The organism is Polynucleobacter sp. TUM22923 (assembly GCF_030295705.1).
Lineage (GTDB): Bacteria > Pseudomonadota > Gammaproteobacteria > Burkholderiales > Burkholderiaceae > Polynucleobacter.
In genome coordinates, this window is sequence record NZ_AP027274.1 from 518,252 (window position 1) to 544,042 (window position 25,791).

The 25,791-nt window shown below is 47.4% G+C and carries 22 protein-coding genes; 13 read left to right on the forward strand and 9 right to left on the reverse strand.

Features of this window, described 5'->3' with window-relative positions:
• Positions 1 to 38 precede the first annotated feature (38 nt).
• A complete protein-coding gene (locus tag QUD86_RS02670) occupies positions 39 to 1,394 on the forward strand; it encodes a DUF3422 domain-containing protein (protein WP_286297838.1) in 1,356 nt (451 codons plus the stop codon).
• Between the two features lie 59 nt (positions 1,395 to 1,453).
• Here the strand turns inward: QUD86_RS02670 and QUD86_RS02675 are convergent, their stop codons facing one another.
• Together QUD86_RS02675 and QUD86_RS02680 are read right to left on the reverse strand one after the other, a co-directional pair.
• Positions 1,454 to 2,728: an NAD(P)/FAD-dependent oxidoreductase gene (locus QUD86_RS02675; protein ID WP_286297840.1), complete on the reverse strand. Its 1,275-nt coding sequence runs from the start codon at positions 2,726 to 2,728 to the stop codon at positions 1,454 to 1,456.
• A 9-nt stretch (positions 2,729 to 2,737) separates the two neighbouring features.
• Positions 2,738 to 3,082, reverse strand: coding sequence for a c-type cytochrome (locus QUD86_RS02680; RefSeq protein WP_286297841.1), 345 nt, complete (start codon positions 3,080 to 3,082; stop codon positions 2,738 to 2,740).
• Positions 3,083 to 3,258: 176 nt separating this feature from the next.
• On the opposite strand from QUD86_RS02680, the gene QUD86_RS02685 reads away from it, so the two are divergent.
• From QUD86_RS02685 to QUD86_RS02695, 3 genes are read left to right on the forward strand one after another with little or no spacing between them, the layout of a single operon-like run.
• The gene (locus QUD86_RS02685) at positions 3,259 to 4,992 is read left to right on the forward strand and encodes an ArnT family glycosyltransferase (protein ID WP_286297843.1); all 1,734 of its coding nucleotides are present in this window, start codon (positions 3,259 to 3,261) and stop codon (positions 4,990 to 4,992) included.
• A complete protein-coding gene (locus tag QUD86_RS02690) occupies positions 4,989 to 6,236 on the forward strand; it encodes a sialidase family protein (RefSeq protein ID WP_286297846.1) in 1,248 nt (415 codons plus the stop codon). Before QUD86_RS02685 ends, QUD86_RS02690 begins: the two co-directional genes overlap by 4 nt.
• 38 nt (positions 6,237 to 6,274) lie before the next feature.
• Positions 6,275 to 6,859 (forward strand): hypothetical protein, encoded by a 585-nt coding sequence (locus tag QUD86_RS02695; RefSeq protein ID WP_286297847.1) that lies wholly within the window; start codon positions 6,275 to 6,277, stop codon positions 6,857 to 6,859.
• Positions 6,860 to 7,018: 159 nt separating this feature from the next.
• Here the strand turns inward: QUD86_RS02695 and QUD86_RS02700 are convergent, their stop codons facing one another.
• The 6 genes from QUD86_RS02700 to fabI all read right to left on the reverse strand — a co-directional run bounded on the left by QUD86_RS02700 (position 7,019) and on the right by fabI (position 13,408).
• Positions 7,019 to 8,011: a Bug family tripartite tricarboxylate transporter substrate binding protein gene (locus tag QUD86_RS02700; RefSeq protein ID WP_286297848.1), complete on the reverse strand. Its 993-nt coding sequence runs from the start codon at positions 8,009 to 8,011 to the stop codon at positions 7,019 to 7,021.
• Positions 8,012 to 8,068: 57 nt separating this feature from the next.
• Positions 8,069 to 8,914, reverse strand: a complete 846-nt coding sequence (locus tag QUD86_RS02705) for an HpcH/HpaI aldolase/citrate lyase family protein (protein ID WP_286297850.1) — start codon at positions 8,912 to 8,914, stop codon at positions 8,069 to 8,071.
• A 20-nt stretch (positions 8,915 to 8,934) separates the two neighbouring features.
• Positions 8,935 to 10,311: an MmgE/PrpD family protein gene (locus QUD86_RS02710; protein ID WP_286297851.1), complete on the reverse strand. Its 1,377-nt coding sequence runs from the start codon at positions 10,309 to 10,311 to the stop codon at positions 8,935 to 8,937.
• A gap of 61 nt (positions 10,312 to 10,372) precedes the next feature.
• On the reverse strand, positions 10,373 to 11,248 hold the full coding sequence (locus QUD86_RS02715; RefSeq protein WP_286297852.1) for an HTD2 family dehydratase: 876 nt from the start codon (positions 11,246 to 11,248) through the stop codon (positions 10,373 to 10,375).
• A gap of 40 nt (positions 11,249 to 11,288) precedes the next feature.
• Positions 11,289 to 12,626, reverse strand: coding sequence for a chromate efflux transporter (gene chrA, locus QUD86_RS02720; RefSeq protein WP_286297853.1), 1,338 nt, complete (start codon positions 12,624 to 12,626; stop codon positions 11,289 to 11,291).
• Positions 12,623 to 13,408: an enoyl-ACP reductase FabI gene (gene fabI / locus QUD86_RS02725; RefSeq protein ID WP_286297855.1), complete on the reverse strand. Its 786-nt coding sequence runs from the start codon at positions 13,406 to 13,408 to the stop codon at positions 12,623 to 12,625. The genes chrA and fabI overlap by 4 nt, the downstream gene beginning before the upstream one ends.
• A 50-nt stretch (positions 13,409 to 13,458) precedes the next feature.
• Here fabI and QUD86_RS02730 point away from each other — a divergent pair, with 50 nt between their 5' ends.
• The 5 genes from QUD86_RS02730 to QUD86_RS02750 all read left to right on the forward strand — a co-directional run bounded on the left by QUD86_RS02730 (position 13,459) and on the right by QUD86_RS02750 (position 19,924).
• Positions 13,459 to 15,369 (forward strand): extracellular solute-binding protein, encoded by a 1,911-nt coding sequence (locus QUD86_RS02730; RefSeq protein WP_502928879.1) that lies wholly within the window; start codon positions 13,459 to 13,461, stop codon positions 15,367 to 15,369.
• Positions 15,370 to 15,380: 11 nt separating this feature from the next.
• Positions 15,381 to 16,445 (forward strand): microcin C ABC transporter permease YejB, encoded by a 1,065-nt coding sequence (locus QUD86_RS02735; RefSeq protein ID WP_286298618.1) that lies wholly within the window; start codon positions 15,381 to 15,383, stop codon positions 16,443 to 16,445.
• A complete protein-coding gene (locus QUD86_RS02740; RefSeq protein ID WP_286297856.1) occupies positions 16,442 to 17,467 on the forward strand; it encodes an ABC transporter permease in 1,026 nt (341 codons plus the stop codon). Before QUD86_RS02735 ends, QUD86_RS02740 begins: the two co-directional genes overlap by 4 nt.
• Positions 17,464 to 19,119 carry an ABC transporter ATP-binding protein gene (locus tag QUD86_RS02745; protein WP_286297857.1) on the forward strand — a complete coding sequence of 552 codons (1,656 nt, stop codon included), beginning with the start codon at positions 17,464 to 17,466 and terminating at the stop codon, positions 19,117 to 19,119. Before QUD86_RS02740 ends, QUD86_RS02745 begins: the two co-directional genes overlap by 4 nt.
• A gap of 136 nt (positions 19,120 to 19,255) precedes the next feature.
• Entirely contained in the window at positions 19,256 to 19,924 is a 669-nt protein-coding gene (locus QUD86_RS02750) for a C40 family peptidase (protein WP_286297858.1), read from the forward strand.
• A 4-nt stretch (positions 19,925 to 19,928) separates the two neighbouring features.
• Here the strand turns inward: QUD86_RS02750 and QUD86_RS02755 are convergent, their stop codons facing one another.
• Entirely contained in the window at positions 19,929 to 20,843 is a 915-nt protein-coding gene (locus tag QUD86_RS02755) for a patatin-like phospholipase family protein (protein ID WP_286297859.1), read from the reverse strand.
• A gap of 204 nt (positions 20,844 to 21,047) precedes the next feature.
• On the opposite strand from QUD86_RS02755, the gene scpB reads away from it, so the two are divergent.
• The 4 genes from scpB to nusA all read left to right on the forward strand — a co-directional run bounded on the left by scpB (position 21,048) and on the right by nusA (position 25,779).
• Positions 21,048 to 21,788, forward strand: a complete 741-nt coding sequence (gene scpB / locus QUD86_RS02760; RefSeq protein ID WP_286297860.1) for an SMC-Scp complex subunit ScpB — start codon at positions 21,048 to 21,050, stop codon at positions 21,786 to 21,788.
• A gap of 6 nt (positions 21,789 to 21,794) precedes the next feature.
• Positions 21,795 to 23,636 carry a pseudouridine synthase gene (locus tag QUD86_RS02765; RefSeq protein ID WP_286297863.1) on the forward strand — a complete coding sequence of 614 codons (1,842 nt, stop codon included), beginning with the start codon at positions 21,795 to 21,797 and terminating at the stop codon, positions 23,634 to 23,636.
• 173 nt (positions 23,637 to 23,809) lie between these two features.
• On the forward strand, positions 23,810 to 24,301 hold the full coding sequence (gene rimP / locus QUD86_RS02770) for a ribosome maturation factor RimP (RefSeq protein ID WP_286297865.1): 492 nt from the start codon (positions 23,810 to 23,812) through the stop codon (positions 24,299 to 24,301).
• Positions 24,298 to 25,779 (forward strand): transcription termination factor NusA, encoded by a 1,482-nt coding sequence (nusA, locus tag QUD86_RS02775; protein WP_286297866.1) that lies wholly within the window; start codon positions 24,298 to 24,300, stop codon positions 25,777 to 25,779. The genes rimP and nusA overlap by 4 nt, the downstream gene beginning before the upstream one ends.
• Positions 25,780 to 25,791: the final 12 nt, after the last annotated feature.

Genomic DNA, 25,791 nt, shown 5'->3' on the forward strand with positions numbered 1-25,791 from the left:
TTCTACTAACGACACTGTGCACTAAAGACTGAAAACCTATGAAATCATATGATCATCCTTTGAGAAAGCAATTACACGAAGAGGTGCATGCGCGTCCCCCGATTGCACTATGGCCTAACGAGCGGGTTCTGTCCCAATCCTTTTTGCTTGATGCGAACTCTCGTCAGACACAAATTCAATGGATTCAGAAGTTGAGTGCCGCTCTAGGGATTTCGAATGACCTTGAGCAGGACCATTCTTTCAAGATGTTAAGTCTAGCTTCAGAGCCGGAGAGGGTGCTCATTAAGTGGGAGCTTCATGGGGAGTTCGCAACTATTGCGGCGATTGTTCATAACCCAGTCAAGATCATCAAACCGTTGCTAGAGTCACGTCTCGAGCTTGAGCAAGAGCTTGACACTCTTTTTAAAGCGCTAGGCTGCCCCAAAATTGTAGAGGCGGGTGGAGAGAGAATTTCTGCGCTCGATCTTGTCTTTGAGCAGCGACCTTTATTTGAGGATGCCTTAGAAGTTTCGACTATTTTTAATGGTAATACTGTTTTGGGTGCCTATATTTTGGCGGGTAAGGCGGCTCAATTGTGGACGGATTTACGGTTGGATGTCGATGGCTATATTTCTTATTTCATTCCACATGATTCGCTGGGGTCTCGACAGGTGGGACGAGTAGCTAGAGCGCTTGCAGAGGCAGAAACTTACCGAATGGCAGCTATGCTAGCCTTTCCGGTCGCCAAAAGTCTTTCTCTTCCATTGAGGGGCGCTGAGTCTGAGTTATCCGAACTATCTCAGCTTATTGCCAAACTGCAAACAGAGCCAGGTATTCAGACTGAAAAAGATGGAAAGTTTTTAGGCGAACTTTCTGGGCTTGCCTCAAGAGCGGAGCAGTGGATTTCAGGCTATGGCTTACGCTTTACTGCTGCTGAGGCTTATAGTCAATTACTCAATAAAAATTTATTGGAACTCGCCGAATCACCAATTCCGGGCGTGCAATCACTCTCTGAATTTATGGATAGGCGTTTTCAGCCAGCAATGGGGACTTGTATTTGGACGCAACGTAGACTCAAGGAATTGTCTGATCGCATCTCTAGAACAACTCAAACCTTAAGAACTCGAATTGAATTCGTCAATGAAGAGCAAACCCAGAAGTTATTGGCCAGCATGGACCAGCGTGCCCGACTACAGTTGCGCTTACAGCAAACTGTAGAAAGCTTATCTGTTTTGGTGCTGACCTATTATGCAGTCAGTTTGCTGGCCTATATGGCTAAGGGTGGCAAGGAGGCCGGTTGGGATATTCATCCTGAAATCGTTGCCGCCGTTGCCGCTCCAGTGGTGGCTATTATTTTCTTTTTGATCAGCAGGTATAGGCGTAACCGAATTCTGACGATCGTTAAATCTTCTTAAGCATTAAAAAAGAGGCCTAGGCCTCTTTTTTAATGGTCGTCTTATCCGCCCTATTCAGTCTACGCCAAGCTATCCGCCCAAATATTGCGAGCCCAACCCCATGCATAAATGCCTTCTAAGACAGACGGTGCTGGAGAAAGCCCTCCAGAGCCCGGAACTGTTTTAAACGTTTTCTCGGCAGCGTTGTATTGATGAACGCTTGCTACGTGAACCACATCACGCTCATTTACAAAGCTATAGCAAGTATTCGTTAGTACTGGTGCAGGGTTTATCTCCCAAGCACTGAGCTCAGCAATAATTGCAGCAGCAGCTACTTTGGCATGCTGGTTAGCCATATGACCCGACTTAGGCATAGCAGGAGCGACTTGAATAGAGTCACCCAGTACGTGAATGTCTTTACGAGCAGTAGATTCAAAATTGAGGAAGTTGACATTGACCCAGCGGCCGTTGGAATTGGCTAGCCCTGTCTTGACTGCAATATCGCCAGCACTCATTGCGGGCAATAAGTTCAATACATCCCCTTTAATATCATCCTGAACTTCTAGTTTCACTGTCTTAGTCTTCGCATCCACTCCGACTACATTGTGCTTTGGTAGATATTCAATCATTCCAGGATATTGTTCTGCCCAAACTTTTTTGAATAATCCACCCTTAGATGTCACATCTTGATTGGCATCAAGAATGAGAACTTTAGATTTTGCTTTGTGCTGCTTTAGATAATTAGCTACTTGGCAAGCACGTTCATATGGCCCAGGAGGGCATCGATAGGGCGCCTCAGGAATACTGATTACAAAGGTCCCACCATCACGCATTGCTGCAATCTGATTGTGTAGGGCAGCTGTTTCAGGACCTGCTTTCCAAGCCTGCAAAGTAACGCCATTCTTATTTGCCTGCGCTAGGCCTTCAATACTATCCATCATCAGTGATACACCAGGAGACACTACTACTTTGTCATAGCGCAAAGTTTTTCCAGATGCAAGCTTGACGGTTTTTTTGTCTGCATCGATATTGGCAACACTATCTTGAATAATCTTAATTCCATGTCGCTTACTCAGGCCATCATATGGAGAAGTGATGTCAGCCATGGTTTTTGACCCACCTACAACTAAGTTAGACATGGGGCACGATACGAAAGAGGTGTTGGGCTCAATCAAGGTAACGCGAGCAGTGTTGTTAGATAGTAGGCGAAGGTACTTGGCAGCAGTTGCACCACCGTAACCGCCACCAATTACCAGAATCTCTGCTTTAGGAAGGTTTGCTCTAGCTTGACTAGAAAAGCCGGCCAGCAAACCGAGTGCGGCTGCACTTTGACCCATAAAATGTCGACGATCCATACTGCCTCCTTATTGTTTTTTGCCAAGTTGATTGGCAATAGTGATGAGCTGTTCGTCGGTGTAGCCCTTAGCTAACTGGGGCATGATAGTTCCCTCTAGCGCGCCAGACTTGTAGGCATTTAATTTAGCCAGCATTTGCTCGCTGGTAAGTTGGTTGATGAGTGGCATGCCACCATCAACAACGCCTTTACCATCGGTGCCATGGCAATTGGCGCAGGTTGCTGCCAATCCTCGTTTATAGAGTTGATCTGCGTTTTGAGTCATGCCTGGCAGACTCCATTGACTTAAGCCAATAAAGGCGCCAGTCACTAATATGGGTTTTAAATACTTGATGCGCATAGAAAGAATCTCCATTGAACTAGGGCCTGTTTTAAAGGTTTTACTTAACTAGCTTGATCTTAGTCGGATGCTGCCGATATTAGTAGTTTTACTTAGATTGATTGTGAATAAGCTTAGATTAATTGTTGCTATTCAAGGGGCTAGGTAGTGGCACTTTAAGGAGTTTTTCTTAAGCCCTATAAACTAGCTATATGCGAAGTCCTATTACTTACCGTAACGCCATATTTATCCTGATTTTAGGCATATTTACTTATTTATATGGCCTGGATAGTCGTTTTGCCCCAAAAAACGGGGATGAGTATCCCTACATGCATATCGTGCGCATGACAGCGGATGCTGGTGCATGGCTGCCCCTGCAGTCCGACATGATCGGCATTAAAAATACCAAGCCTCCCCTAGTATTTTGGGAAGGTATTGCTAGTACACAGTGGGGTAGTGATTGGTCTTTGATTGCGTTGCGATGGCCTAGCGTGCTCTACACAGGCTTGACTGCTTTTTTCTTATTCTTGGCAGTGGGTCGTTTTAGCGGGAATAAGCAAACGGGCCTTCTGGCCGCTTTAGTTTGGCTTTCTTTCTTTGCTACCTATCGTTATGGCCGACCTTTTTTAACGGATCCGCCGGAAGTGTTTTGGTTGAACCTGCCATTTTTAGCGCTTTTGTATTGGGGGCGTGCGGCGTTTGACTCAAAACTGCTATTCCCATTACTGGCAGGGCTCTCCTTGGGCATGGCTTTACTTGCTAAATCTTTTGCTTATATTGTTCCGGCAGCGTTCGCGTTAGGTTTGTTCTACTGGCGTTGGCGTGAGTGGAGCCTTTCTAGGATGTTGGTAAAGGATCTATACAAAATCCTATTAACGGCAACGCTAGCCTTAGGCGTTTTCGCTCTATGGTTTGCATTGGATCCATTTCCAGAGGCTATTTGGAGGGAATTTATTCTCGGTGAAAACGCAGCGAAGTTTGAGGCGCGCAGTTCCCATTATTTTTTAGACTTAGTACGCGGTGGTGACAGTATTTGGATGCTCATTCTGACGAGCTTAGCGAATGCTGGATTATTCTTTTTTGTGTTGTTGTCCACCTTGCATCAGTGCTGGCGGGAACGGCGCTTTCTGGTAATAGAGGAAAGTTTGCTTTTGCTGTTTGCTTTGGCTTTTTTGATTGTCTTTAGTTTGCCAAGCCAGCGTTCTGGGCGCTATCTTTTGCCCATCATGCCAGCACTGGCCGTCTTGATTGCCTTACATTGGGGACGTTTGCCTTTATGGGGCTTTCGGATAGCATTGCTGTTGCAATTGATTTTGCTATCTGCTCTTGCTTGGGTGGGAGGCAATTTACAGCTTTCTTACTTCTTAGGCGAGCCCGGAATATGGGATTATTCCTATTGGCACTGGCTGTTGATGACATCCTCTCTGCTGTTGGTGATCTGGGGTTTAATGAGTGCTGCTCGTTGTAAAGCCATTGCATTAGCAGTCTGCTTTCTTTGTTATTGCGCATTGACAAGCAGTCTGTCCCCCTTAGAGGGAGCCTTGGGCCGATTTGATAGAGCCACTATTCAGGCGGTAGCGGCGCAAGATATTTGGATTCCCTGCGACTATCGGGCTAAAGATGAAGAGTATCGACTCTTATTGCCTGGGGCTCAATTACATGGTTACCCAGCTAAAGAAGCGGGTGATCTGCCGCTATTAATGGGGGCCTATCCTTTGGTCGCCGTACATTCCCCCATTGGGGTGGAACCCGTTATTTGCGACTCTTGCAAGATTGTTGGCAAGCGTATGGAAATGCGGGCTCGACATTCTGATGCCCAGATTCGGGAGATGCTGATGGGTCGGATTGGTGAGCATTTATTTGTGAACGAATATTTGGTTTCTACTCCTGCATTAGCTCAGTCTCCCATACTCAATTCCACAGCGAACAAGGATGCCTGTCGATGAATCGTGTTGTTGCTTTTTGTTTTTTACTGCTCGCCGCTGTTTTGGGGTACTTGCATATTGACAGTCGCCCCACATGGGCACCGTTTGCTATTCCAAATACATCGATCGATCCTACAGAGCAGGAAAGGGCGCCGGAATTAGCTCAGGCCAATAAAAATGTGCCGACCAATAGTAGATCTTCTATTAAAGCTTCTACTGCGCAAGTGAGCCCTGTTGTGGACTGGTTACCAGACTCGGGTGCACCATCTGTACATGCTGCATCGTTGATTGCTTTAAAGGACGGCGCAGTCCGTGCATTTTGGTTTGCCGGCAGTCGAGAAGGTGCTGCTGATGTTGTTATCAATACTGCTGTCTATGATTCACGGTCTGCTCGATGGAGCGCCCCTACTGTAGTGATGGATCGAGTCAGTGCTGAGAAAGGCTTATCCCGCTATATCGCCAAACTAGGAAACCCGGTTCCTGCCAGGATGGCGGACGGCCGCATACAGTTATTTGTCGTAACGGTTTCTATCGGCGGCTGGGCTGGAAGTTCAATTTCTACGGTGATCTCAGATGATGAGGGCTTGACCTGGAGTCAACCAGCCCGCTTGATTACGTCTCCGCTGATCAATTTGAGTACTTTGGTTAAGGCGCCACCTCTGCAGTTTTCTGATGGCAGTCTTGGGCTACCCGCCTATCATGAATGGATTGGGCGGTTCGGTGAGTTCTTGCGCTTAGATGTGCATCAGGTGATTGATAAGCGTCGCATGAGTTCTGGTCGAGGCGCTATTCAGCCAGTGGTGTTTGTAGACGATGCTCAAGAGGCAAGCGCTTTTTTTCGTCAAACAAGAGCGAGCTCGCAAGCAAAGAAAATACCAGTAAGTGAGACTAAAAATGCTGGTCAGTCTTGGCAGGTTACTGCCGATCTAGCGATCGCCAATCCAAATTCAGCGCTAGCATCATTGACTCTGGTCGATGGCACTCGCCTCATGGTTCTCAATGATATCGAAGTAGGACGTTATCGCTTGGTCATGCTAATGCGTAAACAGGGCTCAACTGAGTGGGAGCTCATTCAGGTACTGGAAGATGATGAATCTTTAGCCAACGATCAACGTCGTGAGTACTCTTATCCGTATTTAATTACCGCTGATGGTAAGGACGCCCATTTAGCTTATACCTGGAACAGAAAAAAGATTCGGCATATTTATTTTCCTGCTGCGTGGTTTGAGCAAGCGCATGATCATGTGAAAGAGATTAAACAATGATAACGAGCCAATATTTACAATCAATTGCACTGGTCGAGATGTCTATCACCTGTGCAGTGGTGTTGATTTACTTGTGTCAAAAAGTATTTTCAATTGATATCCCTTTTATTGCGCGCCTCATCCTAGTGCTGATGTTAGGGAATGTATTGTTTTGGCCCCTAGGTATGTCTCTTGAGCTCCCCTTGGTTGCTTATGTTCGAGGAGTCACCGGTGAATTAAGTATCGTTACGATGCTTTTATTGTGGGCGAGTGTATTGCCATCAGCTAAAAAGATACCCATCGGATTGAAGTTGTCAGTCATTCTGATTGCGCTGATGTTCTACCCCCTAGCCTTAGGCTTTGGAATGTTTGATCCATATGCCTGGGGATATGGCTCCATTGCTTTTTTGGGCTCAGTGATTATTTTTGCAATTTGCTGCGGTCTTGCCGGGTGGATAAAGGGTATATGGATTCTGTCTTTAGCCGTGATTGCTTGGTCTGCCCATTGGCATGAATCGGCGAATTTATGGGATTACTTAATTGACCCATTTTTAGTGGTGTGGGCCATCACTTCCATTATTCAAAGTATTTACAAAAGACGCCAAGAAAAAACGCAATCGGGCTACCTATTTAGGGCTGGTTAAGCTAATTTAGTGTGCTTACTGAGTTGACCAACTGAGCTGACCAACTGAGCTGACGAAGTGAGTTCATGAAGTGAGTTAATGCAGTGAGTTAACGCAGTGAGTAGGGGTAACAAAAAAGCCAGCAGATCGCTGGCTTTTTTGTTGAAGACTATTCCAAGATTAATCTGGAATATTGGCTTTACGAATGACTGGACCCCAGACGTTGATTTCACTGTCAAGGTGAGTTTTAAGTCCCTTGGCAGATACCTTCTCCATTGGAACAATATCAATGTTGGCATCTTCTAAACGTTTTTTGACGTCAGGACTATTAAGTGCCTTTTTCAATGCAGCATTAATCTTGTCAAGAATCGGCTGTGGAACTCCCTTAGGCGCGTAAACACCGTGCCATACCTTCACCTCAAAGCCTTTGAGGCCTTGTTCGTTCAATGTTGGTACGTTTGGAATTGCTGGTAAACGCTTCATGGTAGTAGTACCAAATGCCTTCACACGACCATCCTTGATGTAAGGAATCGTTTGGGTGGTTTGGTCACACAAAAGATCCACCTGACCGCCTAGAAGGTCAGTCAAAGCAGGGCCAGTTCCTTTGTAAGGAATGTTAGTTAGTCTTACACCCATACGACTCTGAAAGAGCAGACCGCAAAGCTGAGATACGGCTCCAGGTCCAGCATTGGCCATAGTGACTTTAGAGCCATTGGCCTTAATGTAAGCCTCTAACTCTTTAAAGTTATTTGCTGGCAAATCTTTCTTGCCTAGCAATACCATTGGCACGTCAGCAACTTGGCCGATGTACTCAAAGCTAGTCATTGGATCGTATGGCAATTTATCGTACAAAGCATTAGCAGTTGCCATACCCATGTGATGAATATAGATGGTGTATCCGTCTGGTGCAGCGCGTGCCACCTTGGTGGAAGCAATCGTGCCACCAGCACCAGGAACGTTTTCAACCACAACGGTTTGACCTAATGCTTGACCCATTGGAACAGCGATCAGGCGCGCAATGGTGTCAGTAGGTCCACCAGCCGCAAATGGAACAACCATTTGAATCGACTTGGTTGGCCAATCTTTTTGGGCAAATGCAGCATTACTGCCAATCAAGGCGCCGGCGCTCAATACTGCAGCAATTCCAGCGAATATCGTTTTTTGTAGTTTCATCAAAGTCTCCGTTAATTTAGTGCGCCTCAATTTTGCCATCATTAAAAGTTTAGGGCCCTAGGGTTTACTCGCAGTAGCAAGGGTTCTTTGGGCCAGCAAAACTACAGGGCGGTCGATCATCCTGCCGTCTAGTTGGACTGCACCCCCTTTTGATGCCTTGTCTGCTGCCACAACTCGCTGAGCCCACGCCAGCTCTGATGCCGATGGCATAAAGGCTAACGCCACTATGGGCACTTGTTTTGGGTGGATGCAAAGCTTGCCGCCAAACCCCATTCTTTTTGCCCGATCTGCATCATCGGTAATGCGATCAATATCGTCGGTTGAGGGAGTAACCCCATCAATCGGAGGGGAAATTTGCGCCAACCGAGAGGCTAAAACAAGCTGAAAGCGAGCCGTTTGCAGTTCAGTTTCTTGGGCATCACAAACCATACCCAGGTCTGCCTGTAAATCTAAATTACCTAAAGCCAACCGTAGAACCTGTTCTGAGTTGGCTATTTCATTGAGGTGGTGTAGGCCAAGTGCGGTTTCAATCATGGGGATGATGGCGGTATTAGGCAAAATCTGTGCAGCACCATTAACTTGGTCTAGGGACTCACATTTTGGAATAAGTAAGCAGGTGACATCAAGGCTCTCAGCCAGAATGAGATCGGCAGCATAAAACGCACTTCCTGGAGCGTTGCAACGGATTACAAGGCGATTTTTTTGCTTTGCAGTAAATGTAGACCAAGCTGCACGAATGGCGGCGCGTGCGCTCTCTTTATCTTCCTGAGCAACCGCATCCTCTAAATCGATAATGACTACTTCAGCACTACTATCCAAGGCTTTAACAAAGCGATCAGGGCGGGTTCCCGGTACAAATAAGAAGCTACTACTTAAGCCAATGGGTGTGTGAAGCGGATTCATATTAAAGCTCCTAAAAAGTTTTATTGCGGTGGGAGTAAAAACCCCACCTTTGCTTGAGAGCGAATATTCCATAATTGTTCAAGGGCTAACTTCATTTCTGCTGGGGTAGCGCCTTTGCTGAAAGCCGCTAGACGCATTGCTTTGTCAGTGATTTCAGCGCGACTTAAGGTGTTGCCTGGGTCGCCCTTGGGCTCATCTACGCGGGACTGTAGAACATCTCCCTTGTGTAAATACACTTTGACTTTACCAATCCAGCGTTGTGGGTAAGCGGCATCGACCTCGGGATCTAGAACCATCGTCACTCGATCTCGGAAATCACAAATGGCCTGATCTTGAAAGTGCTGATCAAATTCTTGCAGACCGGCAAAATGATAGTGAGCAATAAGTGCCAACACCGTACCCATCGAGAACTTCGATTGATGAACGGTCGCAGGATTAGTTACGGGCCCCAGAACATCGATTGCACCTTGATGAACGAGTGTTTCTACTTTAGCAATATCACTTGGTTTAAGTTGATGCTCTAGCATGACCTTTAACAAAGCATCTGCAGCGGGATGCGTGTGTCGGCACGAGGCATGATACTTAAAGCTTGTTTCAGCGAGCGTCCAGCGACTACCGAGCTGATCTATTAACTTACTAGGATCTGCGTCACTAGACATTCCAGCGGCTAAACCTTGCTTGCCTTCTAAAATTTGCTGTGCACCCGTAAAACCGGATTGCGCTAAGTAGGCCGACATCAGGCCGGCAGCTGATGCATGGGCAGTATGTAATTGTTTGGAGTCTGCGGCATCGCGAAGAAACTCCCAAAGACCAGCAGATTGCGTGCCGGCTGACCCAAAGGCATGTAGCATTTGCTCAGGGCTGAGTTTCAGTAAATGACCAACCGCAGCAGCAGCAGCTAAGGTGCCGGCAGTACCGGTTGTATGAAAGGTTTTGTAGTGAGAGCGGCCTAAAAATTCTCCTACACGAATGCCTACTTCATACCCCGCTATAGACGCCACCAAGAGGTCTTCGCCAGAAGCACCAATCGTTTGTGCAGTTGCTAGCGCCGCAGGAAACACCACCGTGGCCGGATGAAAGACGGAGCCGTTGTGGACATCATCCTGTTCTGCCACATGGGAGGCTGCGGCATTGGCCATGGCTGCCAAGAAAGGGCTAGAGCTTGAGCGTGTGATGAGAATTTCAGCGCTACCTCGATTGCTGCTGTTAAAGCCCCCCATTGTTTGTGCGAACTGGGTAATTGTTTCTACTGGGCGAGAGCCTTTGCCAGCGATCGCAGAGCCAAACCAATCGACCAATAAATCTTCAGCCCGATCCAGTACGTGCTTTGGAATATCACCTAGAGTCAGTTGCGAGGCAAAGGAGGCTAATGCTTTGGATGGGTGGGATGAAGGCATATTTTTTATTTTCTGATGAAGGCTTTATGTAGGCTCAATAGCGGCGCAATTGAGGCGCTGACTAGGCCAGTACAGCAGTTGCTTGCATAGTGAGCCAGCCTTCATGATCCTGCGCCCAAATAGCAATCGTTTTTCCAGTAGGATCTTTTTCAAGATCGGGTTTAGCACTGACTTTAAAAATATGAATATCAAAGGTAGGGCGAATCGCCCTGAACTCAAATTGGCGCAACGTGCAGCCAGGAATGCTTTGGCGAACAAGATCAACCAATAGAGTAGCAATCAGTGGGCCGTGGACGATTAAGCCAGGATAGCCCTCCACCTCAGTTACATATTGACGATCGTAATGAATGCGGTGACCATTAAATGTTAATGCGGAGTAGCGAAACAATAAAACATCATCTGCAGTAATAGTCTTTGACCACTGCGCATCGACGGGAGCGGGCGTCGGAGCGACGGGCTTATCCTCTGGGCTAGCCGCATCTCGATACACAATATCGTGCTCTTCAATCATGGTTAAACCTTGTTGATTCGAGATGCGATGCTCTACTAATACAAAAATGAGATCACCAGTGCGCCCAGCCTTATGTGTGACAGAGAGAATCTGCGAAGTACGTTCTATCGAGTCACCAATGGCGAGGGGTGCCAGCCACTGCACTCGACTACCCGCCCACATTCGGCGTGGCAGGGGTACCGGCGGAAGAAACCCGCCGCGCTTGGGATGGCCATCAGGGCCAATATCCGATTGAAGGGCATGAGGCAAAAAATAAAGCCAATGCCATAACTCAGGCAGAAAACTGCCGGTCGTTGGAAGTGGGTCAGGTCGATCAAGGGTTGCCGATAGGGCTCGAACAGGAGCGGCAGTAACGGTGTCTTGCAATGTCTCGGTTTTGCCGAGCCATTCTTGGAGGTGAGAGATGGTTTGGGGTTCAATTCGCATAACTCATATTATGCCAATTTCAGTTACGCACCATGTCGAGTTAAGCCAGTAAATTACTCATCAAATAACTGAGTAAGCCCACCATTGCTGAGCCTGTCAAAACGGTGAAAATCCCTTTATTGAACTTAAAGAGGGCAAGTCCAGCAAATAGGCTGATGAAGACTGAAATCCAAGAAATGGGACCGCTGATACCAAATGGAAAAAAGACGTGATAAGCAAAGAACAAGCCTAGATTGACAATAACGCCTACGACTGCTGCAGAAATTGCAGTGAGGGGCGCAGTAAAGCCCAGCTTGCCATGCGTACTTTCAATAAGAGGGCCGCCTACCAATACTAAAAAGAAAGAGGGTAAAAAAGTAAACCAAGTTGCCACGCAAGCACCCAGAACACCAAACCAGAAAGGATTACCGTGAGCAATGAGGTGCTGTATGTGTCCAGCGAGATAACCAACAAAAGCAACCACCATGATGAGCGGTCCAGGCGTCGTTTCTCCTAAAGCGAGGCCATCCATCATTTGCCCAGCACTGAGCCATTGAAACTGGTCTACCGCGCCTTGATAAACGTAGGGCAGCACTGCATAAGCGCCGCCAAAAGTCAGAAAAGCAGCCTTTGTAAAGAACCAGGCAATTTGGGGGTAGAGGGTTTTCCAACCAAATATCAAGATCAGGCCCAACAAGGGGGCAGACCACAAGACCAATACGATCAGACTATGCCTTACGGTTTTCTTCAGTGAGAACTGAGCATGCGCGGGCGTGGGGGTGTGATCATCAATGAGGGCTTCACCACAATGTGGATCTCGTTCTTGATGGTGTGCATTGGTAATTTGAAAATATTTCGGGTAGCGCTTACCACCCCATGCACCTAGCAATGCTGCGCAGATGACGATGATCGGAAAGGATAAATTGAGTACGAAAATAAGTAAAAAGGAGGTGATCGCAATCCACCGCAATACTGAATTATGTAGGGATCGCTTACCAATGCGATAGGCAGCATGAATAACAATAGCGGTTACCGCTGGCTTGATGCCAAAGAAAATAGCTGCAATCCAGGGGACCTGTCCAAAGGTTAAGTAGACCCAAGAAAGTGCAATCAAAATCAAGAGTGAGGGCAGCACAAATAGAGTGCCCGCCAATATGCCACCCCAAGACCGATGCATCAGCCAGCCGATATAAGTCACCAGTTGCTGTGCCTCAGGCCCCGGCAGAAGCATGCAGTAGTTCAAGGCATGCAAAAAGCGCCGCTCAGAAATCCAGCGACGCTTCTCAACCAACTCTTGATGCAGGGTGGCGATTTGTCCCGCGGGACCGCCAAAACTAATAAAGCCTAGCTTAGCCCAGAATTTGAGGGCTTCGCGCAGCGATACAGCATTGACACTCAAACCTCATCCATTCCACCAACCACCTGACTAAAGCCATTGTCTACATAAATAATTTCTGCGGTAATACCGTTAGCCAAGTCAGACATCAAGAATGCTGCGGTATTGCCAACATCATCGATGGTGACATTACGACGCAGTGGTGCGGTCGAAGCAACAGCCTCTAAAATTTTGCCAAACCCTTTAATACCCGAGGCGGCTAAGGTTTTAATTGGGCCGGCAGAGATGCCGTTGGCACGAATACCTTTAGGGCCAACAGAGCCGGCAAGATAGCGTACCGATGCTTCTAGCGAAGCTTTGGCAAGGCCCATCGTGTTGTAGTTGGGAACGTTACGCAAACTGCCTAAATAGGTCAGCGTCAGTAAAGATGACTTATCACGCAGCATTGGTAAGGCAGCTTTGGCCATTGCGGGAAAGCTATATGCGGAAATATCATGTGCAATCTTGAAGCCTTCACGAGAGAGACCCTCTAAAAAGTCTCCGGCAATCGCCTCGCGGGGTGCAAAGCCAATTGCATGGACAAAACCATCAAACTGGGGCCAAGACTTTGCTAAATCCGTAAATAAGGCGTTAATTTGCTCATCGCTGCCAACATCACAGTCAAAAATGAGTTCTGTATTGAATTCTTTCGCAAAATCCACAATTCGATCTTTAAAGCGCTCACCGACGTAGGTAAAGGCCAATTCAGCCCCTTCCCGATGACATGCCTTGGCGATGCCATAGGCGATCGAGCGGCTGGAGAGCAGTCCAGTAATAAGAATTTTTTTGCCTGCGAGAAAGCCCATAGTGTGTCCTTTGCCTCTAATATGATTTGCTATCTACAATTGTTGCATATATGCACTTAACAAACCCTATTCGCCAATTGGCTCAAAACTCTCGACGCCTTCTGTCAGTGCTGCCAGCGCTGTCAATGCTGCTATTGATGCTAATAGGCACTGTCGCTGTCTCGATCACGGCCAATGCTGCTCAAGGGATCGCGCAGTACGGTAAGCCCAAGTATGCCGATGGGTTTGCGCATTTTGATTATGTCAATCCTCATGCGCCTAAGGGCGGGACACTCACCCTGCCTAATCCAGGCCAACGGACAAGTTTTGATAAATTTAATCCTTTCACGCTCCGCGGGGTAACCGCGCCGGGTATTGAGTTGATGTTTGAGTCTCTGGCTGAGGGGAGTGCGGATGAAGTCTCTAGTATCTATGGATTATTGGCGGAAGACATTGCTATCGCACCCGACCGCTTATCCGTGACGTTTCGTATTCGTCCAGAGGCAAAATTTTCAGACGGTAGTGCTGTTTTAGCTGCTGATGTGAAACATAGCTTTGATGTGTTGATGAGCGGGTTGGCCCATCCCCGCTATAAAACTACCTTTGCAGATGTGAAGCAGGCAGTTGTCCTGTCTGAGCGTACGGTACGTTTTGATTTTAAGAACAACAACACTGAACTACCCATCATGGTGGGTACGCTCCCCATCTTTTCTCGTAACTGGGGTAAGCGACCCGACGGCTCAGTAATTGCATTTGATAAGCTGGCTTTTGAAGCGCCCCTGGGAAGTGGAACGTATTTAATCGAATCATTTAAAGCGGGTAAATCCATTGTGTACAAACGCAACCCACATTACTGGGCGAATGATCTGAGTAAGCCCTTAAACGTTCGTGTAGGGTTTTATAACTTTGATCGTGTGTTGTACAAGTTGTATGGTGATGATGCGGTACGCCTCGAGGCCTTTAAGGCGGGGGAGTTTGATGCCATTGTTGAATATCGCGCCAAAATCTGGGCCAAAGGTTATGTTGGTTCTAAGTTTGAGGAGGGGCTCTTGCTCAAGAAAGCCTTCCAGAACCATAATGGTGCTGGTATGCAGGGCTTTGCTATGAATGTCCGACGTCCTCTTTTTAAAGATCCGAGAGTCCGAGAGGCTCTAGGTTATGCCCTCGATTTTCAATGGCTCAATCGCCAAATCTTTTATGATCAATATGGCCGTATTAATAGTTACTTTACTAATAGCGATCTGAGTGCCAATTTTGATGGCCCCAGTAAGCCAACAGAAGCAGAGCTCAAAATTCTCAAACCGCTAAAGGCAAAATATCCTCAATGGGTACCAGATGCCGTATTTGGTCCAATGCCTGCAGCGCCCTCCACAGCATCACCTTCGAGCTTGCGACAGAATTTGCGCAAAGCTCGAGAGCTGTTAATGCATGCAGGCTGGCAGTACCGTGATGGCGCCTTACGCAATGAGCAGGGCGAACCCTTTCGGTTTGAGATCGTTGAAGATGGCGGCTTTTTCTTAAGAGTGATTTCTTCTTACATGCGTAATCTTGAAAAGCTTGGTATTGCGGTGGATGTGCGTACTAGCGATTTTGCGTTACATCAAAAGCGCATGAATGAATATGAGTTTGATATGACAACAGTGCGTTTCCCAGACTCCCAAAATCCAGGAAACGAATTATGGGATCGCTTTGGTAGTCAGGCTGCCAAAGAAAAAGGTTCTGATAACGTAGTTGGTATTCAGTCACCCGTTGTCGACGCCTTAATTGATGCCGTAACCAAAGCGCAAAATCGGGATGAGTTGCGGGCTGCCACTCGGGCCTTAGATCGGGTTTTATGGAATAGTTACTATGTGATTCCACAGTGGTACAACCCAACCCATCGGGTGGCATATCGTAAGGAGATGCAATTTCCTGAGCCTCCCTTGTATTACTCAGCAGAGCCTTGGATCATGCAAAACTGGTGGAAAGTGGAGTCTAAATAATGCAAGGTCAAATGCGCGCTTACATTTTTAAACGCTTGCTTTTAATGATTCCTACCTTGCTAGGGGTTTTAACGCTGACCTTTGCCGTGGTCCAATTTGTTCCTGGTGGTCCAGTTGAACAAATGGTCTTAGAGTTAAAGGGCAAAGGCAATGCCGCAGTGGGTGGCTCTGAATCATCTGGTGCAGGAGCGACATATCGCGGTAGGCAAGGAGTTGATGCCCAGCGCTTAGAGGAAGTGAAGGCGCTGTATGGCTTTGATAAACCGCCACTAGAGCGCTATTTTATGATGCTGGGCCGATTTGCTCGATTTGATTTGGGGCAGAGTTATTACCAGCACGAGAGTGTCTGGAGTTTAGTGGTTTCTAAATTACCCGTTTCGATCAGTATTGGCCTATGGACTTTTTTCCTAACCTACTTAATTTCCATTCCATTAGGCATTGCAAAAGCAGTCAGGGACGGCTCTCGCTTTGATGCCGTTACCAGCACGATGATCTTGGTAGGCTATGCCATACCGGGGTTTGTATTGGGTGTATTACTGCTAGTGTTATTTGGTGGAGGTAGTTTTTTGCAGCTTTTTCCGCTTCGAGGTTTAACTTCAGACAATTGGAGTGAGCTCAGCATGATGGGCAAAGTGATGGACTACCTATGGCACTTAGTCCTCCCCATTACGGCGTCTGCTTTGGGTAGCTTTGCAGTGGTGACGATGCTGACTAAAAATTCTTTTTTAGAGGAAATTCGCAAGCAGTATGTTCTTACCGCTAGAGCAAAGGGCTTGACTGAAAAACAGGTACTTTGGAAGCATGTATTTCGTAATGCACTCTTGCCCTTGGTGACAGGATTTCCAGCGGCCTTTATTGGCGCCTTTTTTACCGGCTCATTGCTGATCGAAACGCTGTTCTCCCTTGACGGGCTTGGTCTACTCTCTTATGAATCGGTAATGCGTCGCGACTATCCTGTGGTGTTTGGTACTTTGTACTTATTCACTTTAATTGGTTTATTTACGAAGTTGATTTCTGATTTGTGCTACGTGTATATAGACCCCCGAATTCAGTTTGGTGCTGGAGGCGGTTCATGAGTCGGTGGCAGCGCTTTAAAAACAGTCGCCGAGGATATATTAGTCTTTGGATTTTCGTGGTGCTTTGCGGAGCTTCTTTTTGTGCGGAATTGATTGCCAACGACAAGCCGCTGATCGTGCGCTATGAGGGACATTTTTACTTCCCCATCATTAAGAACCAGGCAGAAATCGTTTTTGGTGGCGATTTTGCGACCCCTACAGACTTCTTGGATCCAGACATACGTCGAAACATCACCAGCAATGGCAACTGGGCAATTTACCCCCCGATTACTTATAGTTATGAAACGCTGAATTACTTTTCAGCAGCGCCTAATCCTGCGCCACCTTCCCTTGAGAATTGGCTGGGTACCGATGATCGTGGACGCGATGTCTTATCGCGACTGATTTACGGCTTTCGCTTGTCGATTCTATTTGGCCTGGCACTAACGATTATGGGCGTTAGTGTGGGCATTGTGACGGGTGCTTTGATGGGGTTTTTTGGTGGCAAGTTTGACTTGATCTCGCAGCGATTCATTGAAATCTGGTCAGCAATGCCAGAGCTCTATCTCCTCATTATTTTTGCCTCTATCTTTAACCCCAGTATTTCTTTGCTCATCATTTTGCTGGCAGCTTTTGGGTGGATGGGATTGTCTGACTATGTGCGGGCAGAGTTCTTTCGTAACCGGGCTCTGGAATATGTGCGCGCTGCGCGTGCTCTTGGCCTGAGTAATTTTCAAATTATGCGTCGCCATATATTGCCCAATAGCTTGACCCCGGTGATTACCTTTTTACCGTTTCGAATGAGTGCAGCTATTTTGTCACTCACCAGTTTGGATTTTTTAGGATTAGGTGTTCCGCCCGGCACGCCTAGCCTAGGAGAATTGCTTTCTCAAGGTAAGGGTAATTTAGATGCCTGGTGGATCTCACTATCAACCTTTGTGGTTTTAGTAACTACCTTGTTGTTATTAACTTTTATGGGCGAGGCTTTACGTGATGCATTTGATACTCGTAAGGCGGGCGTGATGAATGGAGGTCGCTCATGAGTTCCACGTTGATTTCTCCGCTACTGCGTTATGAAGATGTTTGTATTTCATTCGGAGCAGGGCGGCGTGAAAAATTTGCAGTAAGCCATCTGAATTTAGAAATTGGCGTAGGCGAGCGAGTTGCCTTAGTGGGTGAGTCTGGCTCAGGTAAGACCCTCACTGCTTTAGCACCACTGAGGCTTGAACCTGAGGGAGCTAAGGTCACTGGCCGGATTTTGTGGAACGCTAAGCAATCGAGTACATCAGTTGATTTAATTGGATTGCCCATGCAAGATATTCGGGATATCCGGGGGCGCGAGATTGCAATGGTGTTTCAGGAGCCAATGACGGCGCTCAATCCGCTGTTTACGGTAGGCAATCAAATTGTAGAAGCGGTCCAGGTATATCAGCCATTAATTTCTAAAGCAGATTCGATGTCTGCCGCGATTGAGTTACTCAAGAAGACAGGAATTTTGCAAGCAGAGAAACGGTTCCATTCGTACCCCCATCAACTTTCTGGTGGACAGCGCCAACGCGCGATGATTGCGATGGCCTTAGCATGTAAACCCCGACTCCTCATTGCAGACGAGCCCACTACTGCCTTAGATGTGAGCTTGCGTCTGCAGATACTCGATTTGCTTAAAGAGTTGCAAGCAGAATCTCAGGATGATGGCGGCATGGCGATTTTGCTCATTACACATGATTTAAATATGGTGAAGCATTTTGCTCAGCGCGTTGCGGTTTTGAATCAAGGCAATTTGATGGAGGTTGGATCTACAACGCAAGTATTCGAGCATCCTAGCGATGCATATACAAAATCCTTAGTGAATAGCAAGCCAATACGTGAGATTGCGCCAGTAATGCCCTTGGCGCCGGTGCTATTAAAGGCAGATCAATTATCCGTTTCTTATCCGGACGCTGAATCATCTACCTGGTTTCAAAAGCAGGCGCGTAATCTGGTGTTACGTAAGGTGGGTTTTGAGCTTAAGCAGGGGCAAACTATTGGTGTGATTGGTGAGTCCGGTTCAGGTAAGACAACCTTAGGAATGGCGGTATTAGGTTTATTAGGAGATTCTGCTGCGCACATTACTGGTGATGTCAATGTGCTGGGTGATGACTGGCAACAGTTAAAGCCAGCAGAGCGCCGTGCACTACGATCGAGTTTGCAAGTGATTTTTCAAGATCCATTTGGTTCTCTTTCTCCGCGCATGAATGTGATGCAAATTGTTTCGGAGGGGCTAGATATTCACTTTCCGGGCTTATCTTCGACTGAACGTGAATCTCGTGTGTTGGATATGTTGCGAGAGGTGGGGATTGATCGAACCGCTTTGCAGCGCTATCCCCATGAGTTTTCTGGCGGTCAAAGACAACGCATTGCGATTGCGCGCGCATTGATTCTCAAACCCCAGATTTTGGTGTTGGACGAACCCACCTCCGCTTTAGATGTTTCCATTCAAAAGCAGGTGCTTGCGCTGTTGGCTGAGCTGCAAAAAAAGTACAACTTGGCCTATCTGCTCATTAGCCATGATTTAGCCGTAATCCGGGCAATGTCCCATGAAGTGATGGTGCTCAAAGAGGGTCGGGTAGTGGAGTTTGGGGATACCGAGACCTTAATTTCGGATCCTCGCCAGATTTATACAAAAGAGTTATTTGCAGCAGCAGAGCTGGTTTAGTAAGGCATTAAGCTTCACATTTGGGCTCTAATTTGGTGCATAAATTGCGCTATATTTCAATTAGTCTAATTTAATCAATGACTTACATATAAATCAAGCGCTTGGTAAAACCAGGCTTCTTTGTTAAACTGACCGGATGCATTTTTTTAAAGTAACTTTTAATCGAATAGTTAAGCAAGCGCCACTGGCCTTGGTGACTGCGCTAATCTTTTGCGCTAATCCGGTATTGGCGGCAGATCCCGTCACAGAGGCTCCCAAGGAGCTAGTTGAGATTCCAAAAGAAAGCATGTTTCAGGCTGGTAAGTCCTACTTCACCCGGGTGTCTGATCGCCTAGCGGATTCGGTAACGGGCAAGTCTGAAGAGCTGATCAATCGTGCCATGGTCGTTATTGGTGTGCGTTACCGCTGGGATGCTGAGTTACCCCAATCCGGTTTAGATGGCAGTAGTTTTGTTTCTTATGTCTTTAAAGACAAACTGGGATTCTTATTGCCACGCAAGTCAACTCAAATGAGTCGTGTAGGTAAGCCAATTACCCGTGATGAGTTGCAGCCTGGCGACTTGGTGTTTTTTAACACCATGCGCTTAACTTTTTCACATGTCGGTATTTACGTTGGTGATAATAAATTCATTCATTCACCTTCTAAAGGTACCAGCGTGCGAGTGGATGATCTCGGTAGTCTTTACTGGGACAAACGCTTTGATGGTGCCCGTCGCTTAGATGGTAGTGATGATTTGGGTGATTCAGAGCGGCAAGAGCTATTTAATGAAGTCAATAAGCTTAAGCGCAAGTCTCGCAGCCTTTAATTAGCTAGCTCTTCAGCCTTTCTTTTAAGGCGGCCATTTGTTCTTGCGCAGCTACCTCACCGGCTAAAATTGCCGCATTTCTGGACTTAAAGTCACCGCTACTCATCTGCTTTAGGCGCGGCGTAATAACAATATCCGCACTTTTTAATTCGTATTGATTGATGCTTCTTTGCATAATCGAAATGGTTTGCTGCAAGATGCCGAAAGTACCGCTGGCGTCTTGATGTACCGGTTCCGAAGAAATATTGACTGCAATGACGAATGTGGCACCCATTTCTCTGGCATAACTTACAGGCACAGGAGCCACTAAGCCGCCATCAACATATTCTTTTCCGCCAATGACTGCGGGCTGAAATACCCCGGGCACGCTACACGATGCCCTGACGGCCAAGCCGGTATTGCCCGAACGAAACAATATCCCCTTGCCGGACTGTAGTTCGGTGGCCACTATTCCCAAAGGCATGCGCATTTGTTCGATAGTCTTATTTTGAACTTCTCGATTCACCATCGCCTGTAGCGCGTCACCTTTTATTAAGCCACCAAACTTACCCATAAAGGGCAGATCCCAGTCGGCGATGGTCGCCTCATCTAAATTGAGGGCTAGTCGATTCAGTGTGTTACCGGTGGCGCCCGAAGCCAGTAATGCTGCGATAACGCTGCCAGCACTGCTCCCAACAACGATATCTGGCCGAATACCTTGAGCCTCAAGTGCTTTAATTACGCCGATATGGGCAAAACCACGGGCTGCACCCGCTCCCAAGACTAGGCCTACGATTGGCTTGCGATTTGATAAAAAACTGCATCCACCAAGGGTGGAGCCACCAGCTAAAGCACCCAAACCCAGACTTAAGCCCAGAAAGCGACGTCTTTTTAGGGTTTCAGGGGATGAAGGCGGGTGTAGGGCGTCATTTTTTTGCATATAGCTATTGTATTGAGCCTCCCCTATAATGAGCCACGGTGAATGAAAAAAAGTTCGCTTCAGCGTAGGCGGCTCTCCAGTACCCATTAGGGAGATGAGTTGCCCAGTAGTAGCTAGAAGCTGTCACCAGAGAACACCACCAACCCACTTTTAAAATACTTTATTTAAAGCCTAATCAGGCCACCACCTGATAGCCCTAATTTTATGGATGATCACAGCAAACGCGTAGTTGAAACAGCTCTCTTGTGCGCGCAAGAGCCACTGACCGTGGTAGATCTTTCTCGCTTATTTGTTGAAGAGACTGCCGCTACTGAGATTGAGGATGCGCTGCTGGAGCTCCAAAAAGCTTGGGGCGATAAAGGGATGGAGCTAGTACATATTGCTACTGGTTGGCGTTTTCAGAGTCGCTTGTCTATGCGCGAATATCTCGACCGGTTAACCCCTGAAAAACCACCAAAGTATTCTCGTGCAGTAATGGAGACCTTGGCTATTATTGCTTATCGTCAGCCAGTCACTCGTGGTGAGATTGAAGAGATTCGCGGCGTTGCAGTCAGTAGTAATGTGATGAAGCAGTTGGAAGATCGGGGCTGGGTCGAGGTCATTGGCCATAAAGAAACAGTGGGTCGTCCAGGCTTATATGCAACCACCAAACAATTCTTAGACGATTTGAGCTTAACCAACTTACAAAGTCTGCCAATGCTAGAAGATGCAGCGCCAATGGCAGCGGCAGAGCATTTGGGTCAAGCGGTAATCCAGTTTGATCCCACAGCCACTGTAGAGAGCGTCATCCTTGCTGCAGATGAAGTCACGGTGGTAGAAATGGTCGAAGAGGCGCTCGATGAATTCAGCGGTGAGCAAAACAACGACTCAAACAACGAACCAAATAACGAACCAAACAACGAATCAACCCCTGAATCTGAAAACCCATCAGATCACACTAAATAATTATTAATGACAAGCCATAACGATAACGATTCCACTCCGATCAAGCCAGCATCGGATAACGCCGCAAACCAAAAATCTGCTACTGATACCCCAGCCGCTGATGGAGTGAAGACTGAGGGTCGCGAGGATCGCCCACGTCGCCCACGCCGTCAAGGTTCTAGCAACAGAGATGGTAACGGCAACAGCAATGGCAACAGTAACGGCAACAGCTCTGGCTCGGCCAGGCATGCGGCAAATAAAAAACGTCCACCAAACAAAGATCGGCCTCGTAGAGAAGGTGGTGATGCTCAAGGTATCCGCGAGGGTGGAGCGCATTCCGCCGCTAAGCTTGCGCCTAATCCAGCTGAGAGTGAGGCTTTGTTTGCTTCGGTAGTTTCTGGTGAGTTTGATGCAGCCCTAGATGCGCCAGAAGCTGTGCAAGTTCAGAATCAAGACGGTGTGAATGAGAGTGAAATTTCTCATCAAACGGGTGCTGAGCGTAATGCGCAACGTGTACGTCATGACGAAGATGCTGATGTTCCGAGCGATGATGAAATGAGTAGTTTGCAGTTTGCAAACATTGATGACTTGCCACTCAGTCTACGCAATGAAGTTTGGTCTGACCTAGATGGTCTAGATGATGAGGCTGACGACGAAGATACGGTCAAGCTGCATAAGGTCCTAGCGGATGTCGGTATGGGCTCGCGTCGCGACATGGAGGACTTGATTATTCAAGGGCGTGTCTCTGTTAATGGATTGCCTGCACACATCGGCCAACGTATCGGACCAACTGATCAAGTTCGCATCAATGGCAAGCCCGTTCATCGCAAGATTCAAACTAAACCACCCCGTGTTATTTTGTATCACAAGCCTGCAGGCGAAATCGTGAGTCAGTCCGATCCTGAAGGCCGCCCAACAGTATTTGACCGTTTACCTAAACCAAGGCAAGGCCGTTGGATTGCGGTTGGCCGTTTGGACTTCAATACAGAAGGTTTGTTGTTATTTACTACTTCTGGTGAATTGGCTAACCGCTTAATGCATCCTCGCTATGGAGTTGAGCGCGAGTATGCCGTCCGAATTCTGGGTGAGTTAAGTCAAGAAAATACATCCTTATTAAAGACAGGCATTACTCTGGATGACGGCCAAGCGAAGTTTTTGCGCTTATCCATGGGTGGTGGCGATGGTGCAAATCGCTGGTACCACGTTGCTTTGAACGAAGGACGTAACCGTGAGGTACGTCGTATGTTTGAGGCGGTTGGTCATACCGTGTCTCGTCTGCTACGTACTCGCTATGGAATATTTTTATTGCCTCCTCGCTTAAGACGGGGAAAGTGGGAAGAGTTAGAAGCTGGTGGCATTTACAACTTAATGAAATCAGCGGGCTTGAGAATGCCTCAGCCAACGGATAAAGGGCGCAGTCCACATGCTCAAGGGCGTGATCGACAATCTGCCCCAGTGGGTGATTTCCAGCCAGATCCAATGCAAACCTCGGTTTCTTATTGGGGTTCTCGTGATGCTTTGACGATGGCCAGTGGACATCATGAGTTAACCCATCAAGGTCGAGGCGGCAAACCTGGTGGTGGTGTGCCGGCCGAAGGTCGTGGCCCGTTTAGGGGTCGTACTCAGGGCGGACGCCCCGGTTCCCCTGGTCGTGGAGGTCAGGGTGGCCAGGGTGGACGAAGTGCAGAAGGCGGCCAAGGTCAGAATCGTGGCAAGGGCGGAGGCGGTAAAGTGCATCATGGTCAGTCGGCTTTTGTGACTGCCAGCCCTCAAAATCCTGGAAATGGCCCTAAACGCGGAGCACCTAAGGGGCGAAAACCCTTTAATAAAGGGCCTCGAAAGCCTAGAAACCCAAGCGAAAGCTTCTGATTTTGATGGGTTTTCCTCTAAATCAGCTATAATTTTGGTCTTGCAGCAGATGATTGCTGTTTTAAGTGTTTACCGACTGATGTTGCGATCAACGTAAGTCGGCCTGTTCTGAATTTCGAGAATATGGGCTTCAAAGCCCATTTTTTTTTGCCGTTTTGTATTGAAGGGTACTTTTGAAAGATCAGCGGATTATTTCTGCAGAGGTGGAAAACCTGGGTTACACGCTAGTGGAAATTGAGCGTGAAGCCGGTGGATTGCTGCGTGTGACGATCGAAAACCCAGATTACGAGCGCATGATTAATGTGTTGGATTGTGAAAAAGTGAGCCATCAACTGAGCTATACCTTGCCAGTTGAAAATATTCCTTTTGAGCGTTTAGAGATTTCTTCGCCAGGATTGGATCGTCCAGTTAAATCTGCGGCGGACTTTGAGCGCTTTTCTGGTGCAGAGGTAGATTTAAAGTTGCGAGTTGCCGCTGGTGGCCGTAAGAATTTTCGTGGTGTGTTGCAAGGTTTGCTAAGCGGTGAATTAGATTCACCGGATGCCAAATTTGGTTTGTTGTTTGAAGGCGCTGATGGCGCTGAGTCTCAATTGGAGTTTTCTTTAGCCGAGGTCGATAAGACTCGGCTGGTCCCTGTTATTGATTTCAAAGGAAGAAAGTCATGAGTCGAGAAGTTCTCATGTTGGCAGACGCCTTAGCGCGTGAAAAGAACGTTGATCGTGAAATTGTGTTCGAGGCGCTCGAAATGGCGTTGGCATCGGCCACTAAAAAGCGCTACACCACAGAGGATGTGGATATTCGTGTGGTGATTGACCGTGAGTCAGGCGAATACGAATCTTTCCGTCGTTGGTTAGTTGTGCCTGACGAGGCTGGTCTTCAAGAGCCGGATAAGGAAATTCTTCATTTTGAAGCTCAAGAGCAATTTTCCGATATGGAAGTTGGCGAGTACATCGAAGAGCAAATCGAATCCTTAGCCTTTGGCCGGATTGGTGCGCAAGCAGCTAAGCAGGTGATCTTGCAGCGCATTCGTGATGCTGAACGCGAACAAATCTTGAATGACTATCTTGAGCGTGGCGAAAAAGTCATGACCGGTACCGTCAAGCGTGCAGATAAGAATGGCTTGATTATTGAATCAGGTCGCGTAGAGGCATTATTGCGTCGCGACCAAATGATCCCTAAAGAGAATCTTCGTTCTGGCGACCGTGTGCGCGCATACATCATGAAAGTGGATCGCGAAGTTCGTGGCCCACAGATTGAGCTTTCCCGTACTTGCCCAGAATTTTTAATTAAGTTATTTGAAAATGAAGTTCCAGAGATGGAGCAGGGCTTATTAGAGATTAAAGGCGCTGCCCGTGATCCTGGTATTCGCGCAAAAATTGCTGTAATCACTTATGACAAGCGCATCGATCCTATCGGTACTTGTGTAGGTGTTCGTGGTACTCGTGTTACAGCGGTGCGTAATGAAGTTGCTGGCGAAGCAGTCGATATTGTGTTGTGGTCTGAAGATCCAGCGCAGTTTGTGATTGGTGCCTTAGCTCCTGCTCAAGTGTCCTCAATTGTGGTGGATGAAGAGCGCCATGCCATGGATGTAGTGGTGGATGAAGAGAATTTGGCAATTGCGATTGGCCGTAGTGGTCAGAACGTTCGCTTAGCGAGTGAGTTGACTGGATGGCAGATCAACATCATGACTCCAGAAGAGTCTGCTGAGAAAACAGAAAAAGAAGCTTCCTCTGTACGCCAGTTATTTATGGATAAATTGGATGTGGACCAAGAAGTGGCCGATATTTTAATTGCAGAGGGTTTCAATACATTGGAAGAGGTTGCTTATGTACCACTTTCGGAGATATTAGAAATCGATTCCTTTGATGAAGATACTGTGAATGAGCTACGTACTCGTGCCCGCGATTCTCTCTTGACGATGCAGTTAGCCCAGGAAGAGCGTGTTGGTGAGGTTTCACAAGATTTACGCTCCCTAGAGGGAATGACTACGGAGTTGGTTGCCAAGCTTGCTGACAATCAGGTTCATACCCGTGACGACTTAGCTGAACTGGCTGTTGATGAGCTAGTTGAGGCGACACAAATTGACGAAGAAACTGCGAAAACGCTCATCATGAAAGCGCGCGAACATTGGTTTACTTCATGAGAGGAAGTAGTA